The organism is Pararhizobium sp. LjRoot238 (assembly GCF_964252955.1).
Lineage (GTDB): Bacteria > Pseudomonadota > Alphaproteobacteria > Rhizobiales > Rhizobiaceae > Pararhizobium.
This window is the reverse complement of record NZ_CAXUPP020000006.1, coordinates 64,076-76,952: the sequence shown is the minus strand read 5'-3', so window position 1 is coordinate 76,952 and position 12,877 is coordinate 64,076. Positions and strand designations below refer to the sequence as shown.

General features: G+C 61.2%; 6 protein-coding genes. All 6 read right to left on the bottom strand.

Features of this window, described 5'->3' with window-relative positions; translation table 11 throughout:
* Positions 1-76 precede the first annotated feature (76 nt).
* The 6 genes from bcsN to ACSQ3F_RS28865 all read right to left on the bottom strand — a co-directional run bounded on the left by bcsN (position 77) and on the right by ACSQ3F_RS28865 (position 12,362).
* Entirely contained in the window at positions 77-892 is an 816-nt protein-coding gene (bcsN, locus tag ACSQ3F_RS28890; RefSeq protein ID WP_436103586.1) for a cellulose biosynthesis protein BcsN, read from the bottom strand.
* 291 nt (positions 893-1,183) lie between these two features.
* Entirely contained in the window at positions 1,184-3,268 is a 2,085-nt protein-coding gene (gene pbpC, locus ACSQ3F_RS28885) for a penicillin-binding protein 1C (protein WP_436103585.1), read from the bottom strand.
* Positions 3,268-8,721, bottom strand: a complete 5,454-nt coding sequence (locus ACSQ3F_RS28880) for an MG2 domain-containing protein (RefSeq protein WP_436103663.1) — start codon at positions 8,719-8,721, stop codon at positions 3,268-3,270. Before ACSQ3F_RS28880 ends, pbpC begins: the two co-directional genes overlap by 1 nt.
* 214 nt (positions 8,722-8,935) lie before the next feature.
* Entirely contained in the window at positions 8,936-10,105 is a 1,170-nt protein-coding gene (gene ssuD, locus ACSQ3F_RS28875) for an FMNH2-dependent alkanesulfonate monooxygenase (protein WP_436103584.1), read from the bottom strand.
* A gap of 240 nt (positions 10,106-10,345) precedes the next feature.
* The gene (locus ACSQ3F_RS28870; RefSeq protein WP_436103583.1) at positions 10,346-11,740 is read right to left on the bottom strand and encodes an FAD/NAD(P)-binding protein; all 1,395 of its coding nucleotides are present in this window, start codon (positions 11,738-11,740) and stop codon (positions 10,346-10,348) included.
* A 235-nt stretch (positions 11,741-11,975) separates the two neighbouring features.
* Entirely contained in the window at positions 11,976-12,362 is a 387-nt protein-coding gene (locus ACSQ3F_RS28865; protein ID WP_436103582.1) for a hypothetical protein, read from the bottom strand.
* Positions 12,363-12,877: the final 515 nt, after the last annotated feature.

Genomic DNA, 12,877 nt, shown 5'->3' with positions numbered 1-12,877 from the left:
AAGCCGTTCATTGGCGGAGCCCTTAAAATGCCACGGTCAACTCAAACTGCACTCGGCAATCCGGACCATGCCGAGGTTACTTGCACTGCGTGGCACCTTCCGACTGTGTCATACAGTCCGGCGAAGGAACAACGACTGCGTCTATATCCGCGCCTGTTGGTAAAGGAATGGTTTCATCCGAAGCCGGTCGCTTAACAGGTTCCTTGTTTTCGGCGGTGCGAGCCGCTTGTTTCTGTCGCAAAACGGGACGGGGTCTCGTAATTTCCACGGCGGTGGTCGGCGAATCACGCAGGTCTTCGCTTTTCGGATAGATCGGGTTTCCGGTGCGGCCGAATGTCGGATCGACACTCGGCGGTTCGCCGTAAGGGTTCCACCCTGGGACGTTGAAGGCGGCGCGAATGGTGTATCCGTACATCGTGCTGAGCAGTTTCTCTTCGCTCGCACCGTCCTCGCACAGACGCAGGCGGACCTGGATCGTGCCGCGGTTCTGGAAGACTGTCCTTGCTTCTTCGGGCGAACGGATCTGCTGCCAGGCATAGAGACAGGCATCGTTGCCGTGACCGCGGCCGTATGCGTAGCTGAAGGGGCCGTAATTGTTCTGCAGGTAGAGTGGCGACTGAACGAGGGCGACGCCGGGAAGCTCGCGGCGCATTTCCGTGGTAATGTCGCTCGCCCTGATGGAGGAGTAGCCGAGCGTCTTCTGTCCATCCATCTGCAACCCGACCGGCCCGAACAATTGAACGCGCAGGACATTCTGGCCTGGTGTGGATGCGGACGTGAAAAGGAAGACGTCCTGCTGGGTGCTGTTGCTGAAACGGCGCTCGACGATGTTGACGACCGCCAGCCCGCCGGGCGGCGGCAGCGCGAATGCGGTCTCGTCAGGAACCGTCACTGCCGTATCGGACAGCCGTACACCGTCGCGAGCGCCGCAGCCCGCAAGCACAGCAGTTATCGCAAAGCCAGCGAGCAGATATCGCAAAGATGGAAATGCCGATACAGGCAAAAAACCCCCGTTTCCCCAGTGGATGTTGATGCCAGGACGCAAATGCGAATCGCGATGAATCGGATCGTTAACCACTGTTAGCTCATAGGGCCCCTTTCGTGAATCCCTATTCATAGAAGGTGCAATTTTGGGTTGCCAGATTAGGAGACTATGCCATTCGGCGCACAGGACGCTGCAGCCTCAATTGAGGAAAACCCGAACGCTTGCAGCGCGGCCCGCGGCATCGATGACCGTCAGCGTCGAATAACCGGCTCCATCGGGAACCCATTGATTGACGCGGCGCCGTGATGTTTCCGGCAATGGCTTGCCGTTTGCCAGCCAGCGGAACGGCGCCCTCCCCCCTTGCAGCTTCAGGACCAGCGGCATGGGCATGCCCGCCGTATCGACACCGAGTTCGACGCGGGCGCCCTCCGGAGGATAGACGATCTGGGGAGCCGACTCGCGAACCGTAGCCGAGACGAGCCCGTTCGAGGTCAGCGAAAAACGCCGTTGGCTAATCGGCAGCTCGGACTGGGCGATGCGAACTGCGCCAACGGGCGCGCGCGGCAAGGGCGTTATGATAACGCCGGATTTGGCAAAGCCTTCGAACAGGATGGGCGCCGCCGTTCCATAGCCGGTCAGGCCCGGAACGGCGCCATTGTCGGGTCGGCCCACCCACACGCCGAGCACGTAGCGACCGTCAAACCCGACCGACCAGGCATCGCGGTAGCCATAACTCGTCCCCGTCTTGTAGGCGATGCCGCGCTGGACTGCGCCGGCGGGCGGCAAGACGCCGGACAGGATATCGGCAATCTGCCAGGTCGCGACCGGATCGAGAAGCGGCTCGCCTTCGATCTGGCTGGGCTGATTCTGAATGCCGTCGCCAAGCCGCATGGGTTTGCCGCGGTTCGCCAATGCCGTATAGAGTTGCACCAGGTCTTTCAGATTGATGCCCAGACCGCCGAGCCCGATTGCGAGGCCGGGCGCCTCGTTCGGCGGCAAGATGGGCCGGACGTCGGCGCGCCGGAAGCGCATCATCATCCGGCTTGGCCCGACCGCATCGAGCAGCCGCACGGCCGGCACGTTAAGCGACAATTGCAGCGCCTGCCGGATGCTGACATCACCCTGATAGGTCATGTCGAAGTTACGTGGACGATAGCCGAAGAAATCAGCCGGTCGGTCCTCGATGATCGTTTCCTGCGAGACGAGGCCTTCCTCGAAGGCGAGACCATAGATGAAGGGTTTGAGCGTCGAGCCCGGCGAGCGGGAGACGCGGGTCATGTCGATCCATCCGGAGCGGCTGGCATCGAAATAATCAGCGGAGCCAAGCTCGCCGACGATCTCTCCGGTGCGCGCATCCGCCATGACCATTGCGATGGATACTTTTGGCCCGAGTTTCGCTGCTGCGTCCTTTGCGACTGTCTCAAGCGCCTTCTGAATGGGGCGTCTGAGCGTCGTCTGGTGTTGGATGACCTTCGGCTCCTTGCGCAAGGCGGATTCGGCGACGTGAGCGGCAAGGGCCGGAAGTTGCAGGCGGTGGTTCGGGATGGCAACCGCAGCCGCGCGCTCCGCCTCCCCTTCCCCGATGACGGCGGAAACCGCCATGCGCGTCAAAACCCGCTGGCGCGCCGTCTCGGCAGCTTTCAGCTGGCGGTCGGGTCGGCGTTTTTCAGGCAATTGTGGAAGCGCAACGAGCAACGCGGCTTCAGAAACCGTCAGCCGTCGCGGTTCCTTGCCGAAATAGGCAAGGCTTGCCGCGCGGATGCCTTCGAGGTTGCCGCCATAGGGCGCATGGGTCAGATAGAGATCGAGGATTTCGGCTTTGCTCAGCCGCCGCTCGATCTGAATGGCGCGGGCCAACTGGCGAAGTTTCGCCGTAAAGGAACGTCCCTCGCGCGGCTCGATCAGGCGCGCCACCTGCATGGACAGCGTCGATGCCCCGGAGACGATCCGCCCGTGGCTTGCGAATTGCCAGGCAGCCCGCATCAGGGCCCAGGGATCGACGCCCTTGTGCTCCCAGAACCGTTGATCCTCGTAGGCGATGAGCATGCGGACGAACTGCGCATCGACATCCTTCGCCATCGTCTTCAGCCGCCATCGGCCCTCCGGCGTCGCGAAGGCGCGCAGCAACTGGCCGTCGGCGTCGAGAACTTCGGCGGCGACGGTGCGCGCCTTATCGAGTGGCGGCGGATAGGCGCGGTCGGCGGCCTCAAGACCCAACACTGCCGCCGCGCACAGAAATGCGGAGCAGGAGAGCGCGGCGCAGGATTTCCACCAGAGCGACATTATTCGACCGCCTGAACCTCCATGCGCCCCATGGCGGTGCGCGCCGAAAACTGTGGCCGGTACATGTCCTCGATGTTGGCCGCCGGATGGTCGTAGGTTCCCGGCGTGACGGCGCGCACGACATAGGCGACCGTGATCGCCCGGTCGTCACCGCTCGACCGGTCGAAGGCGGCAACGAAACGGTCGCTGCGGAATTCCGTATGCGCCGCTTCGATCTCGCCGATCCATTCGAAGTTGGAGAGCTTGGCGCTGTCGACGAGGCTCGGATTGTCAATCTCGAAGCCGGCCGGGAGAAGGTCTGTGATCAGCACGCGCGACGGCCAGGCGTTGCTCTCCGTGGCGTTGATGACGACCACGTAGCGCTCGTTCTGCTTGGCCTGCGTGATGTTGGCTTCCTCGCCATCGAGCGTGTAGTAGGTTCGCTGGATTGTGAACCCATTGCCGCCGGCGGGTAGCGGGAAGGCCGGTGCTGCAACCGTCGTGACGATGGCGGCGACCGGATCCTTGGACCGGTTGCTGATCGTGATCGGTTGGTCGAGGATTTCGTCACCGGTTAGACGCGCGGCATAACCGCCACTGCGCGCTGTTCCATTGATATCGAGCCTCAAATCCTGATCGCCGCCCTTGATGGCACGCGCCGCAAGCAGCGTCCACATCTGTTCCTGCGTGCTTGTATAGGAAGCCTGTTCCCATTCGCGGGCGACGATCTTGGCGAGTTGCGGAATGATCGCCGGTACGGGACGACTTTCCGCCGCCAGCGTCAGCACCGCGGCGTCGTCGCGGAGCGGCGAGCCATAGTCGGAGCGATCGAGAAGGCTGGTACTCGTGCCCTTCGACATCTGCAGCGCGTCGCCGAAAATGCTCTGGGAGCGTTGCCCATCGCCGTAAAGCGCGAGTGCCGCGGCCAGATGGCCCTTGGAAAGAGGTGTCGGGAACTCGGCAAGCTTCGTGTCGGCATAGTAGCGCAGGTCGCTGATCGCGGCTTTGCGGTTGCGGGCCAGCACATAGAGGGCATAGGCGATCTCGTTGCCCTGGCTCTTGACGTCGACATCGTAGCTCAAGGCATTCTGCAGATTATCGAGCGCCTGAACCATCGCCTGATCCGGCACCTGGTATTTCTGCTCCCGCGCACGGGTCAGGAAGTCGGTGACGTAGGCATCGAGCCAGAGATCGCCGGAGCCGGGACTCCAGAGGCCGAAACTGCCTGTCGATGACTGATAGGACAGGACGCGGTAGATCGCCTTTTGCACGCGCTCTTGTACATCCGCATCCTCCGGCAGGCCGGATTGTTTCGAAAGTTCGCTGAGATAAAGCAGCGGTAGCGCCCGGCTGGTCGTCTGCTCGGCGCAGCCATAGGGGTAGCGATCGAGCGAGGTCAGCAGCGCCGGGATATCGAAGGCTGCGGAGCGGGTGACGCTGATGCTGACCGCCGACCCCTGCAGCATGCTTTCGGCCAATAATTCGCCGTCCACCTTCAGGCTGGCATTGGGCTCGATAGTGACGGGATGACGTGTCGTCAACGGCAAGGATGCCGGCCGCACCGGAACGGAGACGGATTGGTGCAGCGACAGTCCGTCGGCGCTCGTAAGCTCGATCGAGATAGCGCCGTCACCCGGATGAACACCGGATAGGGGCAGCGTCAGGTCGAATTTTCCGCCCGGCTTGACGCTGAACGTCTGCTCGGCCTGGGCGCTGTCGATCACCACGGACGAGCTACTCGTCACCTTGAGATCGAGATCCCCTGCGGGGCCGTCGGTATTGGCAATGTCGAGGCGAAGTTCGGCCTTGTCGCCAGGTGCCAGGAATTGAGGCAGGCTTGCCGTCACCACGACCGGATCGCGGATGACGAGGTCAGAGCTGACATGGCCGACACCGGTCTTCGACCAGGCGACCGCCATGACGCGGGCCGTGCCGTTGAACTGCGGGATGTCGAAACTGATGATCGCCTTGCCGCTCGCATCAAGCTGAACCGGCCCGGAGAAGAAGGCCACCAGCTTTTCGGTCGGCGGATTGCCCTGAAGCGGCATCTGGCCGCCGTCGCCACCGGTGCGCAGGCGTCCTGTGGCGCCGAGCGAACCGTCGATCAGACGGCCATAGAGGTCGCGGATTTCAAGACCGAGCTGGCGCTGGCCGAAATACCAGCCGTCCGGATCGGGCGCCTCGTAGCGCGTCAGATTGAGAATACCGACATCGACGGCGGCAACCGTCACATAGGCTTCCTCGCCCACCCCTGCCCCGGCGACTTCAACCGGGATGTTGAGGGTTTGGCGCGGCAGAGTCTTCTCCGGCAACTCCAGCTTGACCGAGAGCTTGCGGTCTGCCGGATCGACGGCGAGCCATTTGATGCCGATGGCACGCATCGGCATGCGGCTTTCCTGGGCGTCGCCCGGACGATAGAGGGTTGCCGTGACATAGGCGCCGGCGCCAAAATCCTCGGTGATCGGAATATCGACCGCACCGCCTTCGGCAGGAACAGTGGCGGTCTTCGTGGCGATCAGCTTTTCCGAACCGATCGTCACCAGAACCTCGCCGGCAAACCGTGGCGAGACCCTGAGCTTGGCGGTGTCTCCGATCGCATAATTTTCCTTGTCGAGCGCAATCTCGAGCCCGTCCGGCGTTTCCGTAGAGCTGGCGGCGACATACCAGCCGGAATCGAATTCCACACTTGATGTTGGCCCGTCGATATCGGCGGTCTCGACTTCGAGGCGGTAGCGCCCCCAACCGGCGGAAAGGGAAATCTCACCACCGTCTTTCGTGACATCGAGCTTGCCGGTGGACACCTGCTTGGTCGAAATGACGGGCTCGTATTTCCACGCGGTGCCGTCGCGGTACCATTGATAATCCTGCACGATGCGCAACAGCTTCCACGTCAGGCCGGACTTGGCCTGCTTGTCGCCATTCTGGTCGATGGCGATGACATGGAATTTGCCGACCGCATTTTCCGCGAGGTCGCCGGTGAATTGCGGCTTGATGCCGATCATCGAGCCTTCCGGCCTGACGGGCAGCGTCAGTGACCGCTCGACGGCCCGCCCGCCGGCTTCCTGAACGCGCACAGTAATATTGGCGTTCAGCAATTGGGTGGTGGACGGCGTTTCCGCGAGGTTCACCTCGAACGTCGATTTGCCGTCTTCGTCCAGCGGCTCCAGAGCCTCCAGCGGGGTGCGGCTGTCTTCCGTCGCTTCCTCATCGGCCAGACCGAAGAAATAGCCCTTGAAATCGGCGCTTTCGCGTGTCGGCTTGAGCCCGACTTCGCCTTCCAGCTCGAGGCCCGCTGCAGGTGCGCCATACAGGAATCGGCCGTCGATGGTGATCGGCGCCGGCTTGCCGATTTCGATCTGCTTGACGGTGCTCGCCATGTCGAACTCGACCCGATCGGGGACGAAGTCGTCGACCTGGAACTGCTTCTCGCTGATCGCCGTGCCCTTGGGGTCGGTATAGATCTGCACGGTCCATGTGCCGCGCATTGCGTTCGGCTGCAGGGCGAGATCGAGCGTATAGCCGCCCGCCTGCCCGCCGTCGTTGACGACGCGGCGATCCTCGACGCCATCGGGGCGCATGAAGATGAAGGTCAGCGGCAGCTTCTCGATTGCAACGGAAGCGCTGTCGCGCGCCAATGCGGAAACGTGCACGGTCTCACCGGCGCGATAAATGCCGCGCTCGGTCCAGGTCAGGATGTCGATGGCACCCGGTGCCGCGCGTCCGGTGACGCCGCGGTCGGAGAGATCGAAGCCGGCGCGCGTCAAGTCGAGGAAGACGAAATCGTCGTTGCCGGCCTTTGCAGCGATCACCGCGGGGGTCATGGCGGCGGTGCCCCGCAACAGACCGGCATCGAAGGTCGCGCGTCCGTCGGCGTCGGTGGTTGCGGTCCCGAGGATTTCGTTGTTCTTGGCAAGCAGCGTTAGTTCGACCCCGGCAATCTGCTTTGCCGTCGCTAGGGACCGGGCAAACACGCTCAAGCCATCCGTGCCGGAATAGGTCGAGAGACCGATATCGGAGATGACGAACCACTGCGTCGCCTGACTGTCCCATTCATTTGTCGCTGCGGTACCCGAGACGGCGGTCAGGACATAGACGCCAGGCTTGCGCTGCGGCAACGCTTCATCCACCGGAAAGCTCGTCACCACTTCTTTGTTGAGGTCGGTAGAGATATCGATCGAGCCCTGCCAAACCATCTCGCCGTTTTCATCCTGAATGCGCTGGGCACTGTATCCGTCGAGCTGCGTCAGGAACTGAGAGGTGGTGAGCAGCGACGCGATGTTGCGATCGCCGATGCGGTAGAGCTTGAGGTTTGCGCTGGTCGTGTTGACCGAGACGAGCGGAATGCCGCGGCGGGCGGTTCCCGGAAGCACGAAACTGTCGCCGGTGAAGCGCACCATCGCCGCGCGGTCCGGGATATAGACGTCGAGATTGACCTGGGCTTCTAGGGGCTCGTCGGAAATGGAGGACGGCAGGCCCTGACGGAAGGCCAGCTTGTAGCGCTGGCCGTGGTTCAGGCTCTCGACGCAGATCTCGCTGCCCTTCGCTTCGAGCGCCTTGGGCGGCGCGCCGTCGAGCGTGACGTATGGGGTGTAGTCCACGCCGGCCTTCACCAGCGGTTCGGAAAACTGGACGCAAACCCGCGGTATGGCGCTGTCGGAATCGACCGTATGCTCAGTCACGCGGAAGCCTTGGCGCGTTTTCAATGTGTCATAGGCCGCCCGAACCGTCTTTGCCTCGACAATCGCAAGGCTGGCTTTGTAGGCGCTGAGCGCCGCTCGGAAATTCTCCGAGCTTTCCAGTGCCTTTGCGAGAACAGCCAGAGCGTCTGCGCGGGACTGTGCCGTGCGCGTGAGCTGGTAGCCGTTGATGGCGGCGAGCGACGCCTGGACGGCAAAGTCGGTGTTGCCGTAGACGCGGTTGGCAGCGCGTGCCGCCTCGATCCAGAGTGCGCCGTCCTCCGGGATGATCGATAAGGCACCCTGGAAAGCCTTCAGTGCCGGGGCGATCCTGCCGGCGGCGAGTTCGCGATGGGCGGCGGCGATCAGGCCGTTGAGCCCCTGCCCTTCCTGATCCGGCTCCAGCGCGAGATTGATCTTGGCTGTGCGGGCATCAGCAAGCTGCTGTTCGGTGAGGAAGGGCAGCGCCGGCGGCGCGCCGATATCCGGTTCGCTCGCGGCGGCTTCGACAATCTTGCCGGCGATAGCGCCAGTGAACGTATTCAGCTTGTTGTAGTCGGATTTGAGGAAACACCATTTCACCTTGGGATTGTAGGTGAAGGCGCGGCAGGAGGAGTCGGCCATGCAGACCGTCTTGCACTGATCGAGGGTGACGTTTTGCTCGGTGCGGAGGTCAAAGCCGAAATAGTCGCCGTTTTCTGTCGTGAGGACATGCCGGCCCGTTTCCGCTGCCCTGACAGCAGGGCTGAAGGAGAGTACGGCAAGAATGATCGCTGAATACCGGATAAACGCGCGCATAGACATTAAGTCCTCCCCAACGCTGCCGTTTTGACCGGTTGTACTCTTCAGACTTGTCCGTCGTTTGTCAACCGAGCCATGGCAGCGACCTATCTGTGGTCACTGCCCTGGTTAACGGTTGAACATCACCGTTTAATCGCAGGACGATATATAAAATGCGCAACCCCCGATATTTCTTGAAAGAGACACATCGGGGCACCTTAGGCTGGATAGGTCAGGATTGGGAAACCTTAAGCCTTGGGCGGTGGTCACCGGCAATCGTTTCGCCGAAAGGCCCAGTGTTCGCACCGGCCGAATAGGCCTTCACCGGATGGTTGAGCGGCAGGTTGGGCAGCACGAGTTCTCCGAACTTGTAGGCTTCTTCCAGATGCGGATATCCTGACAGGATGAAGGTGTCGATGCCGATCTGGCGATATTCGTCGATCCGCGCCTTCACTTGGTCGGGATCGCCGACAAGTGCAGTCCCTGCTCCGCCGCGCACGAGGCCGACACCGGCCCAGAGGTTGGGGCTGATTTCCAGCTTGTCCTTGCGGCCACCATGCAGCTTGCTCATCCGGCTCTGGCCAACCGAGTCCATGCGCTGGAAGACCTTCTGTGCGGTGGCGATCGTGTCTTCATCGACGTATTTGATGAGTTCGTCCGCTGCGGTCCACGCCTCCTTGGCGGTCTCACGGACAATGACGTGGAGGCGGATGCCGAAGGTGACCTTACGGCCCTCGGCATCTGCCAGTGCTCGAACCTCGGCAATCTTCTTCTCGACATCTTCTGGCGGTTCGCCCCAGGTGAGATACTTGTCGATCGTGCGGGCGGCGACCTGCTGGCCGATACCCGACGAGCCGCCGAAATAGAGCGGCGGGTGCGGCTCCTGGAATGGCCTGAACAACAGCTTCGCATCCTCGATATCGAAATGCTTGCTCTTGACCGTCACGTCCTTGCCGCGCAGGACGGCCTTGTAGATGTCGAGGAATTCTTCGGTGACTTCGTAGCGTTCCTCGTGGGAATAATGGATACCATCGCCCTTGTTCTCGATCGGATCGCCGCCGGTGACGACGTTGACGAGGAGACGGCCACTCGAAATCCTGTCGAGCGTCGCCGTCATGCGGGCGGCAAGCGTCGGGCTGAGCAGGCCCGGACGGACGGCGACGAGGAACCGCAGCTTTTCCGTCAGAGGTGCAAGTGCGGAAGCGACGATCCAACTGTCCTCGCAACTGCGGCCCGTTGGGATCAGCACGCCGTAGTAGCCGAGATTGTCGGCGGCCTGGGCGATCTGCTTCAGATAGTTGAGGTCAACGTTGCGGCCGCCGATGGAGGTGCCGAGATAGCGGCTGTCCCCATGGGTGGGCAGAAACCAGAGAACGTCGATTTTTTCCGGAACCGTGCTCATATGCGATTGTCTCCAGCGTGTACGGAATACGATTTAGCATTTGGCCGACAGTCTTTCCGGGATTGGTGCTGGTTACAAAACAATAATATCTATAAATTTTATCATGTATGGAAAATCCGTTCACGGCTAGCCCCATTCCTGAGGCGTACATTTAGAGGTCGAATTGGTGGATTTGATGGAGTGAAATTAGACCCGCGACCCGAAGGCCGCGGGATCGGGTCTTTCGTGGGCTACGGCCCATCAGCCTGCCTGTAATTGCGGCCGTGAACGCGCATCAATCAGCGTCGCGGCGGCATAAGTCTGCGTTACGATCTCGGGCACGAGATCGATATCCGGAAGCGAGCCGAGGCCGAGCGGACCGATGGCGAACAGGCCAACGGGCGTGCCCCTGGGGGTGAGCAGTTCGCCGGCTGGGTTTACGGCTAGGCCAAGATCGAGTTCGTCCGTGCTTGCGAGGCCTGCGCGCAGCAGATCGGTTATAGCAGGATCTTTCAGGTCAGGCGAAAGGCAGCGGCAGTCTATGACTTCGTCCGCGGCAAAGTGCTCCTCCGTGGACTGACCGGCCCACCGCACGACAAGCCCAATGGGGCTTCGCTTCAGCGTAGTCCCGCGTTTCAACTCCGTCATGCCGCCGGACAGTTCCCGTTCAAGCCTTGCATGCACGTCCGCGGGGAGCCTGTTGCGGTGGCTGTCATAGATGGCTCTCAGATGGCGATTGAATTGCCGTTTTTCGCTCGGCGGCAACGAAGCCCACAGGGTGCGGGCTCGCTTGCGCAGGCCGTTCATCGCGGCCTGCCAACTCCAGCCGTTTTCCTCGGCTTCCGCGCAGGCTTTGCGGACGAACCGGACGATATGGCGAAGCTGCGAGGGCATCGGTTGCGACGGGAAGACGGCATCCGCGGGCATGCGGGTATGCGGCTGCGGCAGGAACCCGCGACGTGACAGGATCGTGATGCGGCCGGCAAACCCACCGTCGCGCAATTGCAGGACCTGGTCCACCGCTCGCAGGCCGTTGCCCATGACGACGACATGCCGGGCGCCATTTGCGGGGCTTTGCAGAGCGACTTCACCATCCTGCTCGGTTTTCTCTTGGTGGGCCTTCAACCCATAGCCGGTTGCCAGAACGACCGTGTCGTAAATTGCTTCGCTGCCATCAGCCAGTCCGAGCGCGAACAAGCCGTTGTCGTTGCGCCGGATACCGGCGATGCCCTCATTGGACATCTGGACGCTGACATCAGTGCGTTGCGCCAAGGCTTCGGAAAACCGCTGATAGACATAATCGCTGAAGGTGGCCTTCGGCACGAAGATCTGGCCGAAGCCCGGGATCGCGGCGGAGACGGCTTCGCGAAAATGCTGGTTGGCCTGCAGCCAGCGGGTGAAATCCTTCGGCTCGCCGGTCGAGACCGAGAGGTCGCGGGCGCGGCTGTTGAGGATTTCGGTCGCGCGTGCGGTTGCTAGGGCCTGGCCACCGCTGATGATCGGCTGCGGATCGAACATGCGCAGTTGAAACGGCTGGCTGACTGATTTCAGGAGAGCGATTGCCATCATCAAACCGGAAAAGCCGCGGCCGACAATGGCGATCTGCAAAGGCTGGCTACTATAACCGTAAGGCGCCGAGAAACCATGAACCGTCATATCATCTCCTCCCCCGCATCATGCGGCTGGATTGTTGAACCTTGGCACTGTCACTCAAACGCCAGTTCACAAATATACGGCATACTCTATATATTTTGTCATTTAACCATGGGAGGCCCATGGTAGCAAGTCGTTTTCACGTCCTGTTATTTTTCGATATATTTCCGTTACTTGTTGGGATTGGAGTTGCCCATGCCGCCATTGGCTGCGCCGAAATGGCCGCTAGACCTCAACGCTAGACACGGTCTGAGCGCCGCTTTTCGAACCGGCGGATGAAGGCGTTGATATCGCCGCCGGTGCGCCGCATTTCTCTCTTTCTGATCAGGACACACATGACACGTGCCGCAGTCGAAAAGGTCATTTCATCAAGGGGGCTGTCGCTGGTCCAGGGCTTTGTCAGTCGCTCGGTAACGGCGCTGACCATATTGTTCGGCAGAATGTCCGTGCAATTGCGCATGTGATCGAACACGACTCCGATCGGAACCGGCATGCCCTGATAGTACACCGCCGGAGCATCTGAACCTTCAACCCAATCGTCATAGGCCTCCAGGGCGTCGCGGAACAACTGGTGCAGCGTGATCGGCGCATGTCCTTCATGAAGTTGTGGTAACAGGTTGTTCATCTGCACATCCTCGCATCGTTGCAAAACACGGTGTTTGATGTCGACAGAAATCGACCCGGCGCTTAACGCGCAGGGAAACGGAATGTTCCGGGTATTGCCAAGAAAAATGCGTGTTTTTCCGTGGCGCCCCGAACGGCTTCGAGCGTAGCGGCCCCCATGCGAGGCGCGATTGTCCTCCCCTCTTCCGTAGGATCAAGGGGCAGGCGATAGCTTTGGATGGTACGGTATTGCACCGCGATTCGGGATGAAACACGCCGAAGAGTGCATGAGTCGCGCATTTCGTCGTCCCTGTCGTCCATATAGCGCAGGTTGCCGCATGATTGTTAACATGAAACATTGGGTTGGCACTCGCGCGGCGCCGCGCTTCGGCGGAGATCAGGAACGCCTTGGATTCATGAGTGAATCGTGTTTTGGGCGGCGGCGGATTCATTTTCTTATCCCGCTGTGTTAACCTTCTGTTAACCAATAACTTCTTGCACGAATCGTTGCGTTGCGTATCGTCACGGTTATATCCC

Bases quoted from the DNA above. Each gene is read 5' to 3' on its own strand.
- pbpC (WP_436103585.1), bottom strand. From the start codon at position 3,268: ATGTCGCTCTGGTGGAAATCCTGCGCCGCGCTCTCCTGCTCCGCATTT.
- ACSQ3F_RS28880 (WP_436103663.1), bottom strand. From the start codon at position 8,721: ATGCGCGCGTTTATCCGGTATTCAGCGATCATTCTTGCCGTACTCTCC.
- ssuD (WP_436103584.1), bottom strand. From the start codon at position 10,105: ATGAGCACGGTTCCGGAAAAAATCGACGTTCTCTGGTTTCTGCCCACC.
- ACSQ3F_RS28870 (WP_436103583.1), bottom strand. From the start codon at position 11,740: ATGACGGTTCATGGTTTCTCGGCGCCTTACGGTTATAGTAGCCAGCCT.
- ACSQ3F_RS28865 (WP_436103582.1), bottom strand. From the start codon at position 12,362: ATGAACAACCTGTTACCACAACTTCATGAAGGACATGCGCCGATCACG.